General features: G+C 73.9%; 19 protein-coding genes, 2 tRNA genes and 1 pseudogene. 14 read left to right on the plus strand and 8 right to left on the minus strand.

Going from position 1 to position 21,478, the window contains the following annotated elements; genetic code table 11:
- Positions 1–46: 46 nt before the first annotated feature.
- Complete coding sequence (locus tag AB0L40_RS06910; protein ID WP_364351201.1) at positions 47–688, minus strand: XRE family transcriptional regulator; 642 nt, start codon at positions 686–688, stop codon at positions 47–49.
- Between the two features lie 135 nt (positions 689–823).
- On the opposite strand from AB0L40_RS06910, the gene AB0L40_RS06915 reads away from it, so the two are divergent.
- From AB0L40_RS06915 to AB0L40_RS06940, 6 genes and pseudogenes are all read left to right on the plus strand, one after another.
- Entirely contained in the window at positions 824–1,897 is a 1,074-nt protein-coding gene (locus tag AB0L40_RS06915) for an ABC transporter substrate-binding protein (protein WP_364351204.1), read from the plus strand.
- On the plus strand, positions 1,894–2,832 hold the full coding sequence (locus AB0L40_RS06920; protein ID WP_364351207.1) for an ABC transporter permease: 939 nt from the start codon (positions 1,894–1,896) through the stop codon (positions 2,830–2,832). Before AB0L40_RS06915 ends, AB0L40_RS06920 begins: the two co-directional genes overlap by 4 nt.
- Positions 2,832–3,707: an ATP-binding cassette domain-containing protein gene (locus AB0L40_RS06925; RefSeq protein WP_364351210.1), complete on the plus strand. Its 876-nt coding sequence runs from the start codon at positions 2,832–2,834 to the stop codon at positions 3,705–3,707. The genes AB0L40_RS06920 and AB0L40_RS06925 overlap by 1 nt, the downstream gene beginning before the upstream one ends.
- Positions 3,704–4,927, plus strand: a complete 1,224-nt coding sequence (locus AB0L40_RS06930) for an alpha-hydroxy acid oxidase (RefSeq protein ID WP_364351213.1) — start codon at positions 3,704–3,706, stop codon at positions 4,925–4,927. Before AB0L40_RS06925 ends, AB0L40_RS06930 begins: the two co-directional genes overlap by 4 nt.
- Before the next feature lie 95 nt (positions 4,928–5,022).
- A complete protein-coding gene (locus tag AB0L40_RS06935; protein WP_364351216.1) occupies positions 5,023–5,424 on the plus strand; it encodes a RidA family protein in 402 nt (133 codons plus the stop codon).
- 231 nt (positions 5,425–5,655) lie between these two features.
- Positions 5,656–6,674, plus strand: a pseudogene (locus tag AB0L40_RS06940) (alcohol dehydrogenase).
- A 238-nt stretch (positions 6,675–6,912) separates the two neighbouring features.
- Here AB0L40_RS06940 and AB0L40_RS06945 read toward each other — a convergent pair.
- The 3 genes from AB0L40_RS06945 to AB0L40_RS06955 form a co-directional block, all read right to left on the minus strand.
- Positions 6,913–7,914: a hypothetical protein gene (locus AB0L40_RS06945; protein WP_364351218.1), complete on the minus strand. Its 1,002-nt coding sequence runs from the start codon at positions 7,912–7,914 to the stop codon at positions 6,913–6,915.
- Positions 7,907–8,476: an RNA polymerase sigma factor gene (locus AB0L40_RS06950; protein ID WP_364351221.1), complete on the minus strand. Its 570-nt coding sequence runs from the start codon at positions 8,474–8,476 to the stop codon at positions 7,907–7,909. Before AB0L40_RS06950 ends, AB0L40_RS06945 begins: the two co-directional genes overlap by 8 nt.
- A 522-nt stretch (positions 8,477–8,998) precedes the next feature.
- Positions 8,999–9,073, minus strand: a tRNA-Lys gene (locus AB0L40_RS06955).
- 88 nt (positions 9,074–9,161) lie between these two features.
- Between AB0L40_RS06955 and AB0L40_RS06960 the strand changes: the two genes are divergently transcribed.
- The 7 genes from AB0L40_RS06960 to AB0L40_RS06990 all read left to right on the plus strand — a co-directional run bounded on the left by AB0L40_RS06960 (position 9,162) and on the right by AB0L40_RS06990 (position 13,573).
- On the plus strand, positions 9,162–9,464 hold the full coding sequence (locus tag AB0L40_RS06960; protein ID WP_364351224.1) for a hypothetical protein: 303 nt from the start codon (positions 9,162–9,164) through the stop codon (positions 9,462–9,464).
- 116 nt (positions 9,465–9,580) lie between these two features.
- Positions 9,581–9,652: transfer RNA gene (locus tag AB0L40_RS06965), tRNA-Glu, on the plus strand.
- Between the two features lie 152 nt (positions 9,653–9,804).
- Positions 9,805–10,323 carry an NUDIX domain-containing protein gene (locus tag AB0L40_RS06970; RefSeq protein WP_364351227.1) on the plus strand — a complete coding sequence of 173 codons (519 nt, stop codon included), beginning with the start codon at positions 9,805–9,807 and terminating at the stop codon, positions 10,321–10,323.
- A gap of 74 nt (positions 10,324–10,397) precedes the next feature.
- Positions 10,398–10,901 (plus strand): hypothetical protein, encoded by a 504-nt coding sequence (locus AB0L40_RS06975; RefSeq protein WP_364351230.1) that lies wholly within the window; start codon positions 10,398–10,400, stop codon positions 10,899–10,901.
- A gap of 123 nt (positions 10,902–11,024) precedes the next feature.
- Entirely contained in the window at positions 11,025–11,735 is a 711-nt protein-coding gene (locus AB0L40_RS06980; RefSeq protein ID WP_364351233.1) for a molybdopterin-dependent oxidoreductase, read from the plus strand.
- Between the two features lie 74 nt (positions 11,736–11,809).
- On the plus strand, positions 11,810–12,589 hold the full coding sequence (locus AB0L40_RS06985; protein WP_364351236.1) for a cytochrome b/b6 domain-containing protein: 780 nt from the start codon (positions 11,810–11,812) through the stop codon (positions 12,587–12,589).
- 126 nt (positions 12,590–12,715) lie between these two features.
- Positions 12,716–13,573 (plus strand): oxygenase MpaB family protein, encoded by an 858-nt coding sequence (locus AB0L40_RS06990; protein ID WP_364351239.1) that lies wholly within the window; start codon positions 12,716–12,718, stop codon positions 13,571–13,573.
- Between the two features lie 576 nt (positions 13,574–14,149).
- Here the strand turns inward: AB0L40_RS06990 and AB0L40_RS06995 are convergent.
- The 3 genes from AB0L40_RS06995 to AB0L40_RS07005 all read right to left on the minus strand — a co-directional run bounded on the left by AB0L40_RS06995 (position 14,150) and on the right by AB0L40_RS07005 (position 17,721).
- Positions 14,150–14,857: an MIP family channel protein gene (locus AB0L40_RS06995; RefSeq protein WP_364351242.1), complete on the minus strand. Its 708-nt coding sequence runs from the start codon at positions 14,855–14,857 to the stop codon at positions 14,150–14,152.
- A 203-nt stretch (positions 14,858–15,060) separates the two neighbouring features.
- Positions 15,061–15,813, minus strand: coding sequence for an SDR family oxidoreductase (locus AB0L40_RS07000; protein ID WP_364351245.1), 753 nt, complete (start codon positions 15,811–15,813; stop codon positions 15,061–15,063).
- 165 nt (positions 15,814–15,978) lie between these two features.
- Positions 15,979–17,721, minus strand: a complete 1,743-nt coding sequence (locus AB0L40_RS07005; protein ID WP_364351248.1) for an ATP-binding cassette domain-containing protein — start codon at positions 17,719–17,721, stop codon at positions 15,979–15,981.
- A gap of 809 nt (positions 17,722–18,530) precedes the next feature.
- Between AB0L40_RS07005 and AB0L40_RS07010 the strand changes: the two genes are divergently transcribed.
- On the plus strand, positions 18,531–19,838 hold the full coding sequence (locus AB0L40_RS07010) for an adenosylhomocysteinase (RefSeq protein WP_364351251.1): 1,308 nt from the start codon (positions 18,531–18,533) through the stop codon (positions 19,836–19,838).
- Between the two features lie 98 nt (positions 19,839–19,936).
- On the opposite strand, the gene AB0L40_RS07015 is transcribed toward AB0L40_RS07010, so the two are convergent.
- Positions 19,937–21,460, minus strand: a complete 1,524-nt coding sequence (locus AB0L40_RS07015; protein ID WP_364351254.1) for an arylsulfotransferase family protein — start codon at positions 21,458–21,460, stop codon at positions 19,937–19,939.
- Positions 21,461–21,478 lie beyond the last annotated feature (18 nt).

Consider the following 21,478-nt stretch of genomic DNA (forward strand, 5'->3'; position numbering starts at 1 on the left):
GACGCGGATCCCGTGCCGGGTGCCCGTGCCCGGTCGGGGCCGGCGATCAGGCCTTCGGCGGCGGAGGGACGGCGCCCCGGGCCACGGCGTCCGCGTCGGCGATCGCCGCCAGCAGCGGATCCTCGGCGCTGACGTGGCCCGTGGCGCCGCCGTAGTTCACGAGCATCAGGACGCGGGTGTCGCCGCCCTGCGGCGCGAACCGGTGCGGGACGTCGGACCGGAAGCGGACGAAGTCCCCGGTCTCCAGCCGCAGCGTCTCGCCCTCGATGGTCAGCTCGATGCAGCCGGACGCGATCCAGGCGCGGGTGACGGTGCCGGCGCCGTCGGGAACGGCGTCGCGGACCTCGCCGCCGAAGTACGTCGCCTCGACGATGTCGGTGACCTCCTTGCCGTAGATCCGGTCGACGGCGCTCGCCCGGATGCCGGGGAAGCGGACGCCCGGGACGTCGCCGCCGCGGATGACGGCGATCTCGTCCCCGGCCTCCGCCAGGAGGTCGACGAACGGTACTCCGAGCGCCTTCGCCAGGGACCAGAGGGTCTCGATCGTCGGGTTGCCCTCGGCGGCCTCGAGCTGCGAGAGCGTGCCCTTCGAGACCCCGGCGCGCCGCGCGAGCTCCGTTTGCGACAGGCCGCGGGAGACCCGCAGGCGACGCACGTTCGCTCCGCAGCGTCCGACGATCTCGAGCATCGCAGGACGGTACCGCGGCGAGCCCGTGGGTCGGGCGACGGCGCGTCTGCGTTGTCCACGCGGTCCAACGGCGGACGCCGCCGTTGGGACAGATGTCGATCAAAACGAACAAAACGCTCATCAAAATGAACAACCATGACGACGAACTCCCGGACCGCCTCGCGGACCCCTGCCCCGAGCGCCCGCCGCGGCGCCCGCCTCCCGCCCGGCCACCGCACTCCTCCCGCCGCGCTCGCGATGCTCGCCGCGCTCTGCGCCCTGCTGCTGGCGCTCACCGCCTGCGGCTCCTCCGACGACGACGCCACGACGAACGCTGCCGCGGGCGGCGACTCCTCCCCGCTGAAGGTCGGCGTCCTCGTGGTGGCGCAGAGCAGCCTGCTCGACGACACCGTCGCCGCGTACCGCGCGTCGCTCGTGAAGGCGGTCGCCCCGCGCAAGGTCGAGTTCGACGTCCAGAACGCCCAGGGGCAGGAGACGCTGATCCAGAACCTGGCGCGGACGTTCGCGCGCTCCGACGACGACCAGTTCGCCGTCATCGGCACGCCCGCGGTGATCGCGATGGCCAAGCTCGAGAAGCGCCGCCCGGTGATCGCGATCGCGATGGGCGATCCGGTCGGCGCGAAGCTCGCCGCGAGCCTCGACGCGCCGGGCGGCAACGTCACCGGCTCCATCGACTTCGTCGACCCCGCCAAGCTGCTGGACGCGATCGCGAAGACCTCGCCGGCGCCGAAGCGGATCGGCACCATCGACGATCCGTCGAACCAGAACTCGAAGATCTGGGTGGCGGCGCTGAAGCACGCCGCGGGCGCGCACGGGATGTCCGTGGTCGAGGCGACGGTCGCGTCGTCCAAGGACGTCAACTCGGCGGCGCGATCGCTCGTCGGACGGACGGATGCGCTCCTGATGGGTCCCGACGCCGTGATCTACTCGAGCCTGCCGGCCGTGGCGTCGGTCGCGCGCGGCAACCGGCTCCCCCTGTACCTGGTGGCCGGCGACGCGACGGCGTCCGGGGTCCTCGCGAGCCTCGGGCCTGACTATCCGACGATCGGCACCCGGACGGGCGAGGTCGCGGCGAAGGTGGCCGCGGGCGCGGATCCCGGCACCGTGCCGTTCGCGCGGCCGACGGCGCTGGCGCCCGAGGTCAACGCGGCCACGGCCAAAGCGCTGGGCGTCACCCTCCCGGCCGAGATCACGGGCGCGTCGCGATGAACGTCTTCCTCGACACCCTCGTCACGGGCCTGCCGCTGGCCACCGCGGTGCTGGGGATCTACATGATCTTCCGGCTCCGCGAGGACTTCGACCTGACGATCGACGCGAGCTTCGCGATGGGCGCGGCGGTCGTCGCCACCCTGCTGCTCCACGGCTGGTCGGTGCCCACGGCGATGCTCGCCGCGATCGCCGCCGCCGGGGCCATGGGGCTCCTGACGACGGCCCTGCACCTGACCCTCGGTGTCCCGGTGATCCTCGCGGGCCTCGTGATGTCGATCGGGTTCTTCAGCGTGAACCTGCGGATCATGGGCGAGCCGTCGCTGAACGTCGTCGACGTGCCGACGCTGTTCAGCGGCTTCGCGGACCTGCCGGCGCGCGAGGCCGACGCCTGGACCGCGCTCGTCCTCGCGGCGATCGTCGGCGTCGTCTTCGTCGCGCTCGCGCTGTTCCTTCGCACCGAGGTCGGGCTCGCGCTGCGGGCCACCGGGGTCAATGAGCGGATGGCCCGCAGCAACGGGGTCGACGACCGGCGCCTGCTGGCTCTGTCGCTCGTGATCGCCAACGGGCTCGCCGGTCTGTCGGGGGCGCTCGTCGTCCAGACCCAGGGCTTCGCCGACGTCTCCATGGGCAACGGCACCCTGATCGCCGGCGTCGGCGCGGTCCTGCTCGGCGAGCTGCTCGTCCGGCCCAGCGGTTCGAAGGTCGTCCGGATCGTCCTCGCCGTCCTCCTCGGCACGATCGCCTACCGGCTCGTGCTCGTCCTCGCGCTGCAGCTCGGGCTGCCCGCGACCGACCTCCAGGGCGTCACCGCCCTCACCCTCGTCGTCGCCGTGGCCGCGCGCCGCTGGGGCGTGCCCCTCGCGGGCCGCACCCGCGCGGTCGTCCGCCGCCGCGTGACCGTCCGTCCCAACCGCCTCAGCAAGGAGCCCGTCTGATGCTCGAGCTCGATCACGTCACCCTCGTCCACAACCCCGGCACGATCACGGAGGTCACCGCGCTGCGGGATCTCTCGCTGCGGGTCCCCCGCGGCCAGATGGTCACGATCGTCGGCACCAACGGGGCGGGCAAGAGCTCGCTCGTGCGCAGCGTCGCAGGGGAGGAGCGCCCCAGTCGCGGACGCGTCCTCTTCGACGGCGACGACGTCACCCGCACGCCCGATCACCGCCGCGCCGGACGCGTCGCCCGGGTCTTCGACGACCCGCACGCGGGCACGCTGCCCGAGCTCTCGATCGAGGACAACCTCGCGCTGGCTCTGGCCCGAGGACGCCGCCGGCGGCTGCGGTTCGCGCTGACGGCCGCGCGCCGGGCGGAGATGCGCGAGCGCCTCGCGGTGCTGGGCCTCGGCCTCGAGGACCGCCTCGGCGACCCGGTGTCGCTGCTCTCCGCGGGCCAGCGGCAGTCGCTGACGCTGGTGATGGCGGGCCTGCGGGACCCCGAGGTGCTGCTGCTCGACGAGCACCTCGCGGCGTTGGACCCGGGCACCCAGCGGACGGTCCTGGGCCTGACCGTCGACCTCGTGGAGCGCGTCGGCTGCACGGCGATCATGGTCACGCACAACATGGAGCACGCGCTGGAGCTCGGCGACCGGCTGCTCGTGATGTCGCGCGGCCGGATCATCACGGACGTCTCCGGCGCCGAGAAACGCGCGATGACCGTCCCGGCGCTGATCGACCGGATCACGGGCGCCGGCGACGTCGTGTCCGACCGCAGCGTGCTGGGGGATGGACCGGCGCGCCCGGTGCGCGTGCCGGCGGGCGTGGCGGGCGGTCCGCCGCCCGCGGCCGACGGTCCGAGGGAGGCCGCGGCATGAGCGCGCCGCCGAGCACCGCCACGGACGGCGTCGCCGCGGACTCCGGGATCGGGGGGCCGGCCACGGTGGACCCGGGGGCCGCGGGCGCCGGAGTCGCGGTCCCGGGCGGCACCTGGAAGCCGACCGCTCCCGCCGTCGGCGACGCCGCCGCCCCGCGCCGGTTCGGCACGCTCGGCGAGATCGCGCTGGCGGCCCGAGCGGGCATGGACCCGAAGGTCTGGGACTTCCTGGAGGGCGGCGCGGGGGAGGAGCAGACGCTGGACGCCAACCGACGGGCGTTCCTGCGCTGGAGCTTCCGCCCGCGCCTGCTCAACGGCATCGGCGTCCCGGACACCGCGACGACGTTCCTCGGCGTCCCGCTGCGGATGCCGATCCTCACCGCCCCGTTCGGCGCCGAGGGGCAGTTCCACCCCGAGGGGCACCTCGCCGTCGCCCGGGCCAACGCGGCGGCGGGCGTCGCGTCGATCGTGCCGGAGGCCAGCACGTTCCCGCTGGAGCGGATCGCGGCGGAGGCCCCGTCCGCGGCGCGGATCATGCAGCTGCACCCGACGGGCCGGCCGGAGAACGTCCTGGCGATGGTGCGTCGCGCCGCGGCCGCCGGCTACACGGCGCTGTGCGTGACCTGCGACTGCCCGACGGCGGGCTGGCGCGAGCGCAACATGCGCAACGCCTTCGAGATCGACGAGCGCTTCGTGTCCGGGAACTACCCCGCGGGGTCGCCGGTCCCGCTGCAGGAGGTCTTCGGGCAGCTGTTCCGCCGCGACGAGCCGCTCTGGACGTGGCGGCAGGTCGGCGACCTGATGGCCGAGGGCGGGCTCCCGTGGATGGCGAAGGGCGTGCTGACGCGCGAGGACGCGATCGCGGCGGCGGAGTCCGGCGCGTCGGCGGTCCTGGTCTCCAACCACGGCGGCCGCCAGCTCGACGGGGCGCCGGCGGCCCTCGATCAGCTGCCGGAGGTCGTGGCCGCGCTGACGGGCCGGCCGGTCCAGGTCGCGCTCGACAGCGGGGTGCGGCGCGGCAGCGACGTCGTCAAGGCGCTGGCGCTCGGCGCGGACGTCGTCGTCCTCGGGCGGGCGACAGCGCTCGGGCTGGCGGCGGACGGCGAAGCCGGGGTCGCGCTCGTCCACGCGCTGATGGCCGAGGAGCTGGTCACGATCATGACCCTCACCGGCCGGGCGTCGCTGGCGGACATCGGCCGCGACCTGCTGCAGGCGGCGTGAGCGCCGCAGGGCGGGCCGCAGGTCCCGTCGGGGACGCGGCGGTCGAAGGGGGGTCGGGGGTCGGCCACTCCGGGGCGGCGACGGTCGGGTCGGCGGTGGCCGTCTCGCACCTGCCGCTCCTCGGCCCCGACGGCACCCCGAGCACGCTGGCGCCGATCTCGGCGGCGACGGTGGTGGGGGACCTCGTCGTGGTCTCCGGTCAGGCGGCGGTCGATCTCGCCACCGGAGCGGTCGTCGGCGCGACGGTGCAGGAGCAGGCGGAGGTGGTCCTCGAGCAGCTCGTCGCCGTCCTGGCGCGCGCCGGGGCGACGCCGGCCGACGTCCTGCGCGCGGAGTGCTTCCTCGCTCGCGCCGAGGACTTCGCGGCGTTCAACGCGGTCTACGCGCGCTGGTTCCCGCCGCCGTCGCCGGCGAGGACGACCGTCGTCTGCGGCTTCGCGATCCCCGGCATGCTCGTCGAGGTGCAGGCGCTGGCGGTGCGATCCGGGGGCACCTGAGGGCCGGTGGGCCGGTCCGGACGGGGCGGCGCAGCGCCTCCGGGCGGTCCGCCGCGCCCGCCTCAGACTCGGCCCTTGCCGCGACCCGCGGCGGTCGCGGTCTCCAGCGTCCAGGACGTCCTCGGACGCGCCGGTGGCGCCGTGGGTGGGTCTGTCGGACCCACGGTCGCGGGCACCCTCGGTCGCGCCTGCCGCTCCACGTCCGCGCGCCGACCTGATTGCCTGTCTCCCATGACGACGACACGCGCGGTGCAGGTGACGGAGCCCGGCAAGGGCCTCGAGCTCGTGGAGCGCGAGCTCCGGGAGCCGGGACGCGGCGAGGTCCGCGTCCGCGTCGAGGCGTGCGGGGTGTGCCACTCCGACGCCTTCACCGTCGAGGGCCACATGCCGGGCATCCAGTACCCGCGGGTGCCGGGCCACGAGATCGCCGGGACGATCGAGGCGGTCGGCGAGGGCGTCGACCCGTGGGAGGCCGGCCAGCGCGTCGGCGTCGGCTGGTTCGGCGGCAACTGCGGCCACTGCGACCCCTGTCGCCGCGGCGACCTGATCAGCTGCGCGAACGGCCTGGTCCCCGGGATCGCCTACGACGGCGGCTACGCCGACCACGTGATCGTGCCCCAGGGCGCGCTGGCCTCGATCCCGGACGAGCTCTCGGCCGAGGACGCCGCCCCGCTGCTCTGCGCCGGCATCACCACGTTCCACGCGCTGCGCGAGAGCGGCGCCGCCCCGGCGACCTCGTCGCGATCCTCGGCATCGGCGGCCTCGGCCACCTCGGCGTCCAGTTCGCCCGCCGCATGGGCTTCGAGACCGTCGCGATCGCCCGCGGCACGGACAAGGAGCAGCGCGCGAAGGACCTCGGCGCCCACCACTACGTCGACTCCACGTCGGAGGACGTCGCCGAGGCCCTCCAGAAGCTCGGCGGCGCCCAGACGATCCTCGCGACGGTGACCGCCCCGGACGCGATGAGCGCCGCGATCGGCGGCCTGCGCCCCCGGGGCCGGATGATCGTCGTCGGCGCCTCGGGCGACCCGATCCAGGTCCCGCCGCTCGCGCTGATCCCCGGCTCGACCGGCATCATCGGCCACGCGTCGGGCACCTCGAAGGACTCCGAGGACACGATGCGCTTCAGCGCCCTGCAGGACGTCCGCCCGACGATCGAGACCTACCCGCTCGAGCAGGCGGCCGAGGGCTACGCCCGGATGCTGAGCGGCGACGCGCGCTTCCGCGTCGTGCTGACGATGGGGGCGTAGGGAGGGGCCGCTCCCGTGGCCGCCGGGCTGTTGCCCCCGCCCGCGGCCGGTCGACGCACGGGGCGGGGGGAGGCTCAGCGACGGGCGCTGCTCGGGGCCCGTGGCCGGGGGTACTCGCCTCGCAAACAATGAGGTGTCAGCGGGATGACATCGTTCTGCATGGCGCACCTCGAATTGGTCACACCTGCATGTAATCGCCAGCCTTTCACTCGATCCGGTATGTCTTCGCTGTAACGGCCTATCGTCCGTCTGTCAGCCCGAGCCCTGGCGGCGAGAGGCACGCCTTGTCCGACGTTCGACTCCCGAGACTGCTTCGGCAAGCCAGTCCGTTGTCGTATGTGACGGTCAAGACAGGCGGTCGAAGCCCTGCGCGATCGGGGAGAACGACGAACATGTACGCGCCGCTCAGCTCCGGCTTCGGAATGGCCGTTTCGGTGAAGCGGTCATTCCCGAACGTGATCCGAGTGGCTCGGGGCCCAGCAAAACCGAACTTCACGATCCGCTGTCCCGCCGCGGAACAGACCGGGATATCCCGAAGTCTGCGACTCGTCGACTCGGACATGCTCGGCGCATCACCTGTGCGTTCCCGACAGGCTCCGATCCGTGAAGGGACTCTTCCGGTGTAGCCGCTGGCAGGGATCGTCGGGCCGAAGTCGTCGGAGAACACGGCACCATCGCTGCGAGCGCGTCCGCAGCTTCCCGTTGGCCGGCTGTCAGGGGTCAGCGCGTGGAATCGTCCGTCGTCGTCGAAAGCCCCGTCGCGCCCGACAATGCCGATCTCGCCATTTTGAGTGCGGCCCGGCGCAACGCAGGTCAGCCTGCGAGCCGGGATACGTTCTCCGGCAGGTGTTGTCGCGCCCGGGAGCTCGAGGCCGTACAGCAGCATCGCCCAGCCGGGACCCCCGTCGGGGTCACGCGTCCCGAGGTCGAGAACACGAGACGTTCCCGGCTCGATCGTGCCGTAGGAGAAGCGCTGCGCAGTCGCCGGAGGGACGGGGGCGCCGGAGTTCAGCAGCGTTTCAGCAGCGTACGACGCTCCTGCCAGCGTGAGGGTCGCAGCGGCGGCGAGGAGGGGCAAGCGTCCGCGCCGCCAGACGTTGCTTCCAGCACGCCGGTCTCCGGCAGCGTTCCGTGTCTCCCATCGGTCAAGAAGTCTCTGCTCTGCATCGCGCTGCGCTTCGGGGTGCAGTCCCGTGTCGCTGATGCGGGTCAGAACATCGTCGACGTTGTGCTCACGCATGAGCGCTTCCCTTCTCGATAGTCGAAGACTGCGGAGGCGCCTGGGGTCCCAGGCTGCGGGCGAGTGCCGCGCGGGCGCGTGAGACGCGGGACCGTACGGTGCCAATCGGAATCGAGAGCGCAGCGGCCGTCTCTTCATACGAAAGCTCGCCCCAGACGGTCAGCAGCAGGGCCTCTCGATCACCGAGTGGGAGATGGCGGAGGACACTGACGAGCGCCGGGGAGAGCCCGGTGGTTTCATGCGCGGGACTGGTGCGTGCTCCGTCGGCGTGGTGGGCTCTCTCGATCGCTTTGAGTCGACGCTGTTCCTGGCGGTGATGTTCGGCGATGACGTTGGCGACGATCCCGTAGAGCCACGCGATGATCGGCGCTCGGTCGGGGTCGAACGACTCGAAACGGTCGTAAGCGCGGACGAACACGTCGTGTGTCGCGTCTTCCCCGGCAGCGTCCCCGAGCCGGCGGCGGAGGTACCGCAGCACCGTCGGCATGTGCGCGCGGTAGACCTCGTCGAAGTACTGACGGCGAGGAGGCAGTGGCGAAGATGTGGCGTCAACCGGCGGCATCTATCTGTACTTCGCCGCACGCTGCTGAAAAGTTCGCGGCCCCTGAACGCAGGGCGTCCGACCGTGTTCGGTCATCCGGGTGGTGCCGTCAGATCGCCATCGGAGGCAGGGCCGACTGGGCACCGTCGGGTTCCTTGGTCGATGCCCTCGTCGCGGGGAGTGACTACGAGAAGCCCGTCTGCCGCTTCGCGCAAGAGGCTCAACGACCTGAGTTCTTGAAGGGCTGCATCGATCGAGGGGCGTCGCGCGCCGCACAGGTCTGCGAGCGCCTGCTGGTGGATCGTGATCGGCAGCTTGATTCCCGCGGTCGTTACGCGCGCCCCCCAGCGTTCCCCGATCTGCCATAGGACCCCGTGAAGCCGGTGACTCAGGCGCGGCATGATGCGCAGGGCCAGAATCAGCGCCATCTCCGTTGACCGCCGAAGCGTGAGACCGACATATGTTGGGAAAACAAAAAACGGCTCTGGGCCGGGGTACCGGATTCAGAGCCGTTTTGGCTTCGTGGTTTGAGTACGAAGCAGATGGTGGGCCGCCTGGGACTCGAACCCAGAACCACGGGCTTAAAAGGCCCTTGCTCTACCATTGAGCTAGCAGCCCCGGCCCCGGAAGGGTACCCACGGACCGGCCGGAGCGCACGGTCCCGGCGGGCGGCATGCGGGGCGGGGGATGGGGGTAGCCTCGGGGCATGGGCAGCTCCGACATCCCCTCCGGCGACGACGCCGAGATCCGCCGCATCGAGCGCGAGCGCGAGGCCAACCGCCCGCTCGAGGAGGCCGGCGAGGGCGAGTCCGAGGGCTTCGAGCTCGCCGAGGCCGAGCTGATCGACCACGCGTCGCACGGCGACCAGCACGGAACCGGGGTCATCACGCGCGACGCCCGCACCGGCGAGGACCTCGACGGCGCGCCCGACGACGAGCGCTACGGCGAGGCCGACGACGAGGAGACCGTCGACCTCGGTCAGGACTCCGCCGCCGACGCGGACGGTTGATCGGCCGGCGGCGCCCGCGCCGGGCCGCCGGCGCCCGGCCCGGCGACCGCTCGTCCACGGGCATGGCGGTCGGCACGTCCGCCCCGGCCGCCGCGTTCTACACTCCAGGGGCACCCGCCCTCATGGTGTAGCGGTTAGCACGCCAGCCTTTCACGCTGGTAGCGAGAGTTCGATTCTCTCTGGGGGTACTTCGCCAGCCGAGGCGGTCTCGTCCGGACCAGGACGTACGTTCCAAGCTCGGCGGTCCCGATCTGCGAGAGCTCACGATCGAGCAACCGCGATCGCAGCCTCTGAGCGCCCGTCCGGTCTCCTCCCGCGCAACCGACTCGCACCTCCCGAGATGCCAGCCCCGACCGCCTCGGAACCGATCGACGTCGTCGACGAGAACGACCACGTGGTCGGCACGTCCCGGCGGGGGTCGGTTCTCGAGCGCGGGCTGAATTTCAGGACGGCCCACGTGTTCCTGCGGGCCCCCGAGAACGGTCTCGTTCTCCAGCGGCTCGCCCCGGATCGTGACCGTCACGGCGGCCGGTGGGGTTCGTCCGTGGCCGCGTATCTGCACTCCGGGGAGACGTACCGGCAGGCCGCGGACCGTCGCCTCCGCGAGGAGCTGGGAACCACGGCGATCCTGACCGACCTTGGATCGGTTGCCGTTCAGGACGAAAAGTCCACCAAGTTCGTGACGCTGTTCGCCGGCGGCCCGGTCGATGATCAGATCCTCGTGGATCGAGACCACATCGCGGAGCTCCGGCCTTGGTCGGCGGCAGAGATCGATTCGGCGCTTCGCGCAGATCCCGAGACCTTCACGCCCACGTTCCGAACGCTCTACGCCCGATTCCGTCAGACCCCGACAACCTAGGACCGGCGGAGGAGCCGGACGCGCCCCGGACCTGGGATCAGTACTCCAGGGCGGTTGAGGAGTACCGCTTTCAGGTGGACCTGAACTGGCGGCGTTCGCAGGCCTACTTCGTGCTTTGCGCGGCAGTCCTGGCAGCGTCGTTCGCGCTCCTCTCGAACAATGACCGGGTCGCCGACGTCCTGGTGGTGTTGGCCTTCATCGCGAGTCTCGTCATCACGGGGCTCGCGGCCGTTGCGGGCCACACGCAGCACCAGTACTACCGAGCCGCGCGCCACCGAAAGCTCGCACTCGAGCGGCGGCTGGGCCTCGGGGAGTTCGCACTGGAGACGACGCCGGGGATGGGCAGCAGCCACCTGCGGAGGTTCGGGAGGGTCACGACCCTCCAGAACCTCGCGTTCGGCATGCTCGCCATCGTCAGCGCGTCGGGTGCCCTCGTCGCCTCGGGTCTCTTCGGTGGCCTCGTGGACAACCCGGTCCAGACCGGGAAGACGGTCGAGACCAGCTGCGCAACGACCGCGCGCCGGGTGGCGAGCCCGGCCTCTCCGGGAATCCAGTGTCGTACGGTCATTCGTCCGTGACCTCCCGGTGAGACGCAGTCAGCAGCGCCGGGCGGCGTCTGCCGGATGACGAGGGTCTCGCGGGAGGCGGTGGCGTATCCCAGCGGCTTGTGCGGACGACGTCCGCGGAGGATCATCCGTGCGGTGTCGACGCCCGATCCCGCCCCGGACCGCCCCGGCGGCCGGCCGGTCGGGCGCCGGGCGTTCCTCGGGATCGTCGGGCTCGGGCTCTCGTCCCTGGTCTGGGGCGACTCCGCGACCCGTTGGCTGTCCGGCGCCGCCGACGTGCTGCCGTCTTCCGTCCGCAGCGCGCTGCCGAGCGGCTGGCGGATCTACGCGATCAACCCGCCGTACCCGCGCTTCGACCCGGCGACGTGGACCCTCGAGGTCGACGGCCTCGTCGACCGCCCGCGGAGCTTCACCCTCGCCGAGCTGCAGGCGCTCCCGCGCGCGGACCAGACCTCGGACTTCCACTGCGTCACCGGCTGGTCGGTCGACGACGTCCGGTGGGGCGGGGTGCGCTTCAAGGACCTGCTCGCCGCCGTCGGGCCGACGTCCGCCGCGGCGGCGCTGTCGTTCGTGTCCGCCGAGGAGGACTACTTCGACATGCTCACCCTCGAGCAGGCCTCGGTCGACGACGCGATGCTCGCCTACGAGATGGACGGCGCGCCGATCACGCGCCCGCACGGCGCCCCGGTGCGGCTCGTGATGCCGCAGATGTACGGCTACAAGGGCGTCAAGTGGGTCCAGCGGATCACGCTCGTGGACCGCATCGAGGACGGCTACTGGGAGGGCCGCGGCTACGACCGCGACGCCTGGGTCGGCCGTTCCAACGACTTCACCAAGGGCCTGTGAGCGGCGGGCCGGCGGCGGACGGGGCCCCTGGGCCCCCGGCCGTCGGGCGCCCCGGGGCGGTCGTCCCCGGCGTCGTGACCCCCGGGGCCGGCGGGCCGGCGCCCTCCGGTGCGTTCCGGGCCGGCCCCGCGCGCGTCCGGCGCTTCGGCGCCACCGAGCGGGCCGTCCACGGGATCCACGCCGTCGCGTTCTTCGTGCTCACCGGCACCGGGCTGGTCATGTACCTGCCGGCGCTGTCGGAGCGGATCGGCGACCGGCCGACGATGAAGGCGATCCACCTGACCGCCGCCGTGCTGTGGCTGACCGCGCTGATCGTCGTCGCGCTGCTGGGCGACCGGCCGGCGCTGCGCGAGGCCGTCCGCGAGCTCGAGCGGTTCGACGCCGACGACCGGCGGTGGTTGGCACTGCGCCGCCGCGAGCGTCCGCGGGGGTGGCGCGCCCGGATCCCGCAGGGCCGCTTCAACGCCGCCGAGAAATCCCACGCGATCGTCCAGGCGGCGCTCGCCGTGCTGTTCGTCGTCTCCGGCGTCCTGCTCTGGCTCGGCGAGCGGAACACGACCTTCCGCCTGTCCGGCACCGTCCCGCTGCACGACGCGTCGATGTACGTGGCCGTCGTCCTCGTGCTCGGCCACCTGTACCTGGCGCTGCTGCACCCGCCGACCCGACCCGCGTTGCGCGGGATCGTCCTGGGCGACGTCGACGCGGACTGGGCGCGCGAGCACCACCGCAAGTGGGACGCGCCGCCGGCGGGGGAAGCGCGCGAGCGTGGGCCGCGGCCCGGGCCGGTGCGGCTGGTCATCGCCGCAGCGGTGCTCGCCGGCGGCGTCCTGATCGTCGCGCTCGTCGTCCTCTGACCCGGGGTCCCGGACCGATCGGCGGTCGGGGCCGCCGCCGGGCGGGCCGGGCGGGTCGCGGATCGTCCGACCCCCGGCGGGACGCGAACCTGGACGCGGTGATACGAAGAGTGCTAGAACGTCCCAATGTTGCATTCGCGGACCGCGCGCCCGCTCTCGAGCGCCACCGACGAAGCCGCGATGCGGGACCTCGGGCGCGAGGCGCTGCCCGGGTCGGCGTTCCTCGCCGCGGCCAACGTGATCATGCAGCTCTCCCGGCTCCCGGTCGGACACGGCGTGGCCAAGTCCACGGTCGACAGCGGCCGCCTGGACCGCCGGCCGCTCAAGCGCCTGCGCACCACGATCGGCTACCTCGTCGTCGCCCTGGTCGGCGACGAACACGAACGGACGGTGATGCGGGACGAGGTCAACCGGCAGCACCGCCAGGTCCGCTCCGGGCCGGACGACGACGTCGCCTACAACGCCTTCGACCCCGAGCTGCAGCTGTGGGTCGCGGCCTGCCTCTACATGGGGTTCGAGCAGTACCTGCGGGACTTCCGCGGGCTGCGCGACGAGGAGGTCTGGGCGGCGTTCTACGCGCACGCCGAGCGCCTCGGCACGACGCTCCAGGTGCGGGAGGGCATGTGGCCGGCCGACCGCGAGGCCTTCGAGGTCTACTGGCGGGCGGGGATCCGACGGATCGACATGGACGACGTCTCCCGGACGTTCCTCCAGGACCTCGCGTCGATGCGCTTCCTGCCGCGGCCGGTCTCGCTCGTGATCGGGCCGCTGCACCGCTTCCTCACGCTCGGGTTCCTGCCCGAGCCGTTCCGCCGGGAGCTCGGCCTGCCGTGGACGCCGCGCCACCAGCGCGCGTTCGACCGCACGCAGCGGGTGATGGTGGCCGTTGACCGGGCGCTGCCGCGGTGGGTGCGCCTCCTGCCGGTTCGGCTCTACGAGCGGGACGTGCGCCGCCGAATCCGCGACGGCCGGCCGATCGTCTGACGCGCCGCCGCCGGCCCCGCGTCGGCGGCGCAGCGCCCACGGGAGTACCGGGCGAGCGTCGTCGTGACCGGCGGCGTCACGACGAAGGTCCGGCGCGACTCCACCACGACCCGCGCTCCCGGGCAGGAGTGGCTCTACACCACCCGGGCGGGGCTCGAGCTCCGCCGGACGGTCCGGGTCAACGCGTTCGGGTCCGTCGTCGGCGCCGTGCCTCGGCGTGGCCCCTCCGGGGGCGAGCACACCGCGAAGATCTCCGGATACCGCGAGACGAACTCCTGCGCGCCCACGGCTCCGGTGAAGCTCGAGAAGCCCGCGTGCGACAGCTCTCCGATCGCCCCGATGCTCGCCGGCATCACGTCCGGCACGCGCGGCCGCGTGTTCCTGGCGCTGAGCCGGGCCGGCAACGGGCAGGGGCACGAGCAGGGGCCGTGCACGCCGCCCACGGTGACCTCGCCGGACCGGTTCTCCGCATCACCACGTTGGGGCAGCTCGGGGTTGACCTCCGGCTCGGCGCCTCGGCGGGGCAGGCCGGTGCCGCGACCCGGTGACCGCGGACGCAGCACCGGCGCCGGACGGTCACACCCGGTCGGGGCGAACCGCCTGGTAGAGGACCGCGCCGACGGACGCGCCGACGATCGGGCCGACGAAGAAGACCCAGATGTCGTCCCACTTCCACGCGATCAGGTCGGGGCCGAACGTCCGCGCCGGGTTGACCGAGGTGCCGGTCAGCGGGATCCCGACCAGGTGGATGCCCGCGAGCGTGAAGCCGATCGCGAGCGCCGCGAACCCCGGGGTGACCCGGCGGTCCGTCGCGACGCTGACGATCACGAACAGGAAGATCGCGCTGAGCACGGCCTCCACGAGCAGCCCGGAGCCCACGCCGACCCCGTCGGCGACCGCGTTGTTGCCGAGGCCGTCGGCGTGCGGGAAGACGCCCTTCAGCGCCAGCGCGGCGACCGTCGCGCCGAGGAACTGGGCACCGACGTAGGGCAGCACGTCCTCGCGCTTGTGGCGGCCGATGACCGTCAGGGCGATCGTCACCGCGGGGTTCAGGTGCCCGCCGGAGATGTGGCCCGTGGCGTAGATCGCGCCGGCGATGCCGAGGCCGAAGCCCAGGGCGATGCCGGTGTACTGCAGCGCGGCGGCGTCGCCCGGGACCGCGCCGGTGAGCGCGACGGCCGAGCCGCAGCCGAGGAAGACGAGGATGAACGTGCCGAGGGCCTCCGCCAGTGCGCGCTTGGCGATCGGTGGGTCGGTGGGCTCGACGGGTTCGATGGTGCTCATGGGGGAGCGCTCCTTCTGGGGTTGGGGGTGCGCCGAGACTAGATCGTCGGCCGGCGCCCGCGGGGGACATCCCGTGACCGGGGTCGTGGGGATGTCGGCGCGGCGACGGCGCGGCCCCCCCCTGCGGATCTCGCCGTGAGCGACGCGCGCACCCGGGTGGAGCGGTCCGCGCCCGGTGCGGGCGGAGGGCGTCCCGCGACGGGTCAGGTCCCGCGGAGCAACCCGCCGTCCACCGGCAGCGCCGCACCGGTGATGTAGGCGGCCTGGACCGAGCAGAGGAACGTCGCGGCGGCGGCCATCTCCTCCGGCCGTCCGAGCCGGCCGGCCGGCACCTGGTCGCGCGCGGCGACCTCCGCGGCCACGAGCGACCCGTCCGCCGAGGCGAGCCGCTTCGTGGCGATCCGCCCCGTCAGCAACGTGTTGATCGTGACGCCGTCGGCGGCCACCTCGCGCGCCATGGTCTTGAACGCGGCGAGCGCCGCGGAGCGCTCGGCGTTCGACAGGACGAGGTTCGGGAGCGGCTCGCGGACCGACGTCGACGCGATGCCGACGACGCGCCCCCAGCCGCGCTCGCGCATCCCCGGGAGCGTGCGGCGCAGGAGCGCCATCGGGGCGCGGACGAGGTGGCGGTGCGCGTCGTCCCACTGGGCGTCGTCGAACGCCAGCGGGTCCGGGCCCATCGGCGGGCCGCCGGTGTTGGCGATCACGATGTCGATCGGCCCGACCGCGGCCTCGGCGGCGTCGACCAGCCGGTCGGCCCCGGCGACGTCCGCGGTGTCCCAGGCAATGCCGGCGGCCGCGCCGACCGCCGCCGCCGCCGCGCGCGTGCGCTCGGGATCGCGCGACGAGAGCACGACGGTCACGCCCTCGGCGATCAGCGCCGAGGCGATCGCCCGCCCGATCCCGGCGGACGCGCCGCCCACGATCGCCGTCCGCCCCGCGATGCCCAGGTCCATTCGCGGAGTATCGCGGGGCGGGGGCGGCGGCCCGCGGGGCGGGGTCGAGGGCCCGTGCATCGTCGAACGATGGCCGATCGTGCCGATGGCCGACCGTGTCGACGACCGATCGTGCCGATGGCCAAAGCCTCGTCGGCCCGATCGTGGTCGCGATCCGCCGGACCCCTACAGCGCGAGGGTCCGCGTCACGCCGAGCGCCTCCCGGAACCGCGCGTCGTGACTGGCGACCACGAGCGCGCCGGGCCAGCCGCGCAGCGCCTCCTCCAGGGCCTCGAGCGACGCGAGGTCCAGGTGGTTGGTGGGCTCGTCGAGCAGCAGGCAGGTGGTCCTGCGCAGCGCGAGGATCGCCAGCTCGGCGCGGGTCAGCTCGCCGGGGGACAGCGACCGGGCCGGGCGCAGGACGACCTCCGCGGGCAGCCCGAAGGTGGCCAGCGCGGTCCGGGCGTCGGTGACGTCGGCGCCGGCGAGGGCCGCGACGGCCGCCGCGACGGACGGGCGTTCGGCGGTCGCGTGCCCGTCGACGGGCGTCGCGCCGGGGCGCGGGGCGGATGCACCGCTCGGCCTCCCGGCCGCGACCGCCACCGCGGCAGTCGCGTCGGGGTCCAGCGCCGTGAGGACAGGGTCGTCGCCGAGCAGCGCCCGCCGCGCCTGCCCGAGCGTCGCCACGACGGCGCCGGGGGCGACCAGTCGCGAGCCGGCGACCGGCGCCAGCGTCCCGGCGAGGCCGGCCAGCAGCGTCGACTTGCCGCTGCCGTTGCGGCCCGACAGCAGCAGCCGCTCGCCGTGCGCGACCTCGAGGTCGACCGGGCCGATCCGGAACGTGCCGCGCTCGAGCACCGCACCGTCCAGGGCGACGGCCCACGGGGTGCGCTGCTCCGCGGCGGTCAGCGCGAGCCGCAGCCGCGCCGGCTCCCGCGGCTTCTCCGGGAGGGGCCGCGCCGCCCGGCCCTCCACGACCCGCGCGCGCCGCTGCATGCCCTCCGCGCGCGAGCGCACCCACTCCTTGGCGTGCTTGTCGTTGTCGTGGGTCGTCGCGCCGGCCTTCCGCCGGCTCGCGTCGGCGCGCCTGCGGGTCTCGTCGGCCGCCGAGCGCAGCGCGGCCCGGGCCGTCACCGCCTCCTCGTGCTCGGCGGCCGCGCGCCGCCGGGCCTCGGCCCGCTCGTGCTCCCACGACGCGAAGCCGCCGCGGTGGTGCAGGGCCGTCCCGGCGGGCGCGTCGGGGTCGCCGAGGACGACGAGCTCGTCGGCCACGTCGGTCAGCAGCGCGCGGTCGTGGGACACGAGGACGAGCCCGCCGCGGTGCTCGCGGATCACCCGCCGCAGCACGGCCAGCCCGTCCTCGTCGAGATGGTTGGTCGGCTCGTCGAGCAGCACGACGTCGTGGCGGCTGGTGCGCAGGATGGCCAGCCCGACGCGCGCGGCCTGCCCGCCGGAGAGCCGGCCCAGCGGCCGGTCGAGCAGCCCGTCCTCGAGTCCGACGTCGGCGGCCGCGGCGGCCAGGCGGGCCTCGGCGTCGTCGCCGCCCAGGGTGAGCCAGCGCTCCAGCGCGGCGGCGTGCGCGTCGATGACGGCGAGGTCGCCGGCGGCCAGACGCTCAGCGAGCGCGTCGACCCGCCGGGCGGTCGCGGTCACGCCGAGCCGGTCCAGCGCGACGGCCCGGGCGGGCCGCGGGTCGTCGTGCCCGGCGAGCTGGGGCAGGTGGCCGACGGCGCCGTGGTGCCGGACGGCGCCGGCGTCGGGCGGCTCGACGCCGGCGAGCACGCGCAGGAGCGTCGTCTTGCCGGACCCGTTGGGCCCGATCAGGCCGATGCGGGAGGTGGTGTGGACGCGGACGTCGACGTCCAGCAGCACGGTCCTGGGACCGTGGTGGCGGGCGACGGCGCGGGCGTCGAGCAGGATCGACGGCACGGAAACTCCTCGGGGGGCCCGGCGGGCGGACGCGTCCTGCATCGAGGACGGCCGGAGCCCCGGCGGGCGGGCGGACGGCGGGCGGGACCGCGGCGAGCGACCGGAGGGATCCGGTCGGTCGGTCGTGGCGGCGGTCGGCTAGGCGGTGCGCATAGGGAGGCCCCGAGGGCCTCCGTCCACGGTAGCGCGAGGGGCGTGGGGGAGTCAACGTCCTGACCTCGAGGCGCGGGTCGCCTCGGGTTGTGGACCGTCCAGGTACCGAAGTCGATGCCGCCGGTCCGGCGCCGGTCCGGCGCCGGTCGACCCGTCGGGTTGTGGACCGTCCAGGTACCGAAGTCGATGCCGCCGGTCCGGCGCCGGTCGGCGCCGGTCGGCGCCGGTCGACCCGTCGGGTTGTGGACCGTCCAGGTACCGAAGTCGATGCCGCCGGTCCGGCGCCGGCTGTCACCGGGCCGGCTCATCGAGTTGTGAACCGCTCAGGTACCGAAGTCGATGGCCCCCTCCAGACATCGGGTGCGGTGCAGGACGTCGACACGCATCGTCTGGAGGTACGCGAGGTCGGGCCCGCTCGGACGGGCCGGCCGACGGAGTCCCCCGTCGGTCGGGTGTCCGGTGGGCCGTGCCCGGCCTGCTGCCACCCGCGCGTCCCCGGAGCGCAAGGCCGCCCGCGGCCCGGTGCCCCCCCGCCCGTCGCCCGCCCCGCCCGTCGCCCGGAGCTCCTCCAGAGTGACCCGATTCCCGCCGGTGGCGTCGGGGCCCCGCGGACGAGGCCCGCGTTCCGCGGCAGCCGACGGTCTAGCATCGACGCGATGCCCCCGCGCGCCAGCACCCCCAGCCGCCGGCGCCCGCCGCACGACGTCGCGGACCTCTCGCTGGCCACGGCCGGCGAGGCGCGCATCGACTGGGCCGACGCCCAGATGCCGGTCCTGGCGCAGATCCGCGAGCGCTTCGGCACGGAGCGCCCGCTCGACGGCCTCCGGATCGCCGCCTGCCTGCACGTGACCGCGGAGACCGGCAACCTCGTCCGCACGCTCCGCGCCGGCGGGGCCGAGGTCTGGCTCGCCGCCGCCAACCCGCTCTCCACGCAGGACGAGGTGGCCGCCGCCCTGGTGCTCGCCGACGGCGTCGCCGTCCACGCCCGCCGCAAGGTGGACCGCGCCACCTACGCCCGCCATCAGGAGACCGTCGCGGCGTGCGGCGGCCCCGGCCCGCACCTGACGATGGACGACGGCGGCGACCTGCTCGCCCTCCTGCACGAGCCGGTCGACGGCGAGCCCCCCTCGCGCCCCTCGGCGGACCTGATCGGCGGCACCGAGGAGACGACCGCCGGCGCGATCCGGCTGCGCGCGATGGCCCGCCGCGGAGAGCTGCCCGTGCCGGTGCTGGCGGTCCACGAGGCCGACACCCACCGCGTGGTCGAGAACCGCCACGGCACCGGGCAGTCGGCGCTGGACGGCATCCTCCGCGCGACGAACGTGCTGCTCGCCGGCCGGACGCTCGTCGTCATCGGATACGGCTCCTGCGGCCGCGGCGTCGCAGCCCGCGCCCGCGGCATGGGGGCGGCGGTCACCGTCTGCGAGGTCGACCCGGTCAAGGCGCTGGAGGCGAAGCTCGAGGGCTTCGACGTCGCTCCGGCGCTCGTGGCCGCTGAGCGGGGCGACATCTTCGTGACCGTCACCGGCAACCGCGACGTCCTGACGCGCGAGCACTTCGAGCGGATGCGCGACGGGACGATCCTCGCCAACGCCGGGCACTTCGACGTCGAGATCGCCCTCGGGGACCTGGCCGCCGCGGCCGACGGCCCGCCGGTCGAGGTCCGCCCGCTCGTCGAGCGCTACGTCGTCGGCGGCCGGCGGCTGCACCTGCTGGCCGGCGGCCGCGTCGTCAACCTGGCCGCGGCCGAGGGCTACCCGGCGTCGGTGATGGACCTGTCGTTCACCAACCAGGCGCTCGCGGTCGAGGCGCTCGTCCGCGAGCCGGGCCGGTTCGCTCCCGGCGTCCACCGCGTCCCGCAGGAGATGGACGCGGAGATGGCCCGGCTGAAGCTCGCGAGCCTCGGCATCGGCATCGACGGGCTCTCGGAGGCCCAGACCGCCTACGGGCGCTCCTGGGGCTGAGCGGCCCGGACGACCGTTCGGGAACGGCCCCGCGGCCGTGCCTCCGGTCGGCCCGCCCGACGCCCGCGCCCGCCCGACGCCCGCGCCCGCCCGACGGCCTAGTACTTCGCGCCGACCGCGATCGCCTTACTGCGGCTCAGCACGTTTCCGGCGACGTCGAGCGCCTCGACCGCGACGACCTTGGACTCCCCGGCGCGGTCCGGGACGCGGATGAGCGTCTCGAACCCGGTCCTGGCGGACACGATGCGCGGCACGAGGGTCGTCGCGGACGCGCCCCCGACGACGCGCCAGGCGGCGACGGTCGTCGCGCCGTTCCACGAGACCCGGACGGCGACGCTGCTCGAGCTGCGCCGGGCCACGGCCTTCGGCGCGACCTGCGGCTGGGCGACCCACGGCGAGCGGTAGGCCCGGTAGGACTCCGTCCGCTTCGACGCGTACTTCGCCTCGAAGATCTGCGTGCCGTCGGCCGAGAACTCGGAGACGTTCCGTCCCGTCCCGCCCCAGCCGACGAACCAGTTGCCGTTCGGCAGCGCCTGCAGGTTGCCCTGGGTGTTGTCGACCTTCGGGACCGGGTTGACGAACTGCTTCGCGACGGTGGCCGTGTTCGCGGCCTCGTCGACGTTCAGGACGAGACCCTTCGACCGCTTGCCCTTGTCGTTCTCGATCGAGCTGGCGTTGTCGAACAGCGAGATCGTGCCGTCGGGCTGGCGGTGCGCGTCGTGCTGCCAGGCGAAGCGGGCGCCGGGCCCCATCTTGAAGTTCGACTTCTTGCCGCCGAGGCGCCAGATGATCTTCTTCGTCTTCTTGTCGACCTTGTAGATCGTGTGCGTGTGCCGCGACGAGACGAGGAGGTTGCCGTCGGCGTCGAGGTTCACCGAGTTCGCGTGGATGTAGTCGTAGGCGACCTCCGGACGCGCCGGGATCGGCAGGTAGGACTCGGCCGGGGACACGCCCTTCGTGATGTCCCACTCCCAGAGGACCTCGTTCGTCTTCGGGTCGATCTCCTGGATCAGGTTGCGCATGATCAGGTCGTTGCGCGCTCCGCCCTTGACGGCGGTGGTGCTGCCGCGGACCGGCTTGTACGAGATCCCGAGCGCGGTGCCCTGCGGCGTCAGCGTGAACTCGTGGAAGTCCATCTGCCCCTTGCCGTTCGGGCTGACCCTGCCGATCTCGTTCATGTTCTGGTCGACGATGTGGAACGCGCCGAAGCCGTAGCCGCGCACGGCGAGGCCCTCCCAGAACGTCGCGACCGGCTTGCCCTCGTACGTCTGGGGCTTGAGGTCGAGGATCGACGTGCCCCGCTTCTTCGCGGGGCGGAACCACACGAGCTGCCCGGCGTTGTCGAAGATCTCGGCGCCGGAGTCGATGCCGCCGCCCTTCGGGGTCGCGAAGACGTACCCGGGGGCCACGTTCGTGGCCGGCGTCGTCACGGTCACCCGGGTCGGCCGCAGGTCGGGGCGTGTCACGTACGGCGGGCCGTCGGCGCCGGCGGACGGGGCGGCCGCCGCGGCGGCGGTCAGCGTCAGGAGCCCGGCGAGGGCGGCGCGGCCCCGACGTCCGGCGCGGTGCGGCGGGGCTGAGCGGACGGCCCGGTGCATCCGGGCGGGGGCTGGGGCGGGCATGGTGCTCCGAGGCGGGGG

It is taken from the genome of Patulibacter sp. NPDC049589, assembly GCF_040675535.1.
Classification (GTDB): domain Bacteria; phylum Actinomycetota; class Thermoleophilia; order Solirubrobacterales; family Solirubrobacteraceae; genus Patulibacter.

Coding starts and splice junctions, on each gene's coding strand:
- AB0L40_RS06950 (WP_364351221.1), bottom strand. CDS start 8,476: ATGCCGCCGGTTGACGCCACATCTTCGCCACTGCCTCCTCGCCGTCAG.
- AB0L40_RS06920 (WP_364351207.1), top strand. CDS start 1,894: ATGAACGTCTTCCTCGACACCCTCGTCACGGGCCTGCCGCTGGCCACC.
- AB0L40_RS06915 (WP_364351204.1), top strand. CDS start 824: ATGACGACGAACTCCCGGACCGCCTCGCGGACCCCTGCCCCGAGCGCC.
- AB0L40_RS06960 (WP_364351224.1), top strand. CDS start 9,162: ATGGGCAGCTCCGACATCCCCTCCGGCGACGACGCCGAGATCCGCCGC.
- AB0L40_RS06970 (WP_364351227.1), top strand. CDS start 9,805: ATGCCAGCCCCGACCGCCTCGGAACCGATCGACGTCGTCGACGAGAAC.
- AB0L40_RS06930 (WP_364351213.1), top strand. CDS start 3,704: ATGAGCGCGCCGCCGAGCACCGCCACGGACGGCGTCGCCGCGGACTCC.
- AB0L40_RS06995 (WP_364351242.1), bottom strand. CDS start 14,857: ATGAGCACCATCGAACCCGTCGAGCCCACCGACCCACCGATCGCCAAG.
- AB0L40_RS06910 (WP_364351201.1), bottom strand. CDS start 688: ATGCTCGAGATCGTCGGACGCTGCGGAGCGAACGTGCGTCGCCTGCGG.
- AB0L40_RS07010 (WP_364351251.1), top strand. CDS start 18,531: ATGCCCCCGCGCGCCAGCACCCCCAGCCGCCGGCGCCCGCCGCACGAC.
- AB0L40_RS06945 (WP_364351218.1), bottom strand. CDS start 7,914: ATGCGTGAGCACAACGTCGACGATGTTCTGACCCGCATCAGCGACACG.
- AB0L40_RS07015 (WP_364351254.1), bottom strand. CDS start 21,460: ATGCCCGCCCCAGCCCCCGCCCGGATGCACCGGGCCGTCCGCTCAGCC.
- AB0L40_RS06990 (WP_364351239.1), top strand. CDS start 12,716: ATGTTGCATTCGCGGACCGCGCGCCCGCTCTCGAGCGCCACCGACGAA.
- AB0L40_RS06925 (WP_364351210.1), top strand. CDS start 2,832: ATGCTCGAGCTCGATCACGTCACCCTCGTCCACAACCCCGGCACGATC.
- AB0L40_RS07000 (WP_364351245.1), bottom strand. CDS start 15,813: ATGGACCTGGGCATCGCGGGGCGGACGGCGATCGTGGGCGGCGCGTCC.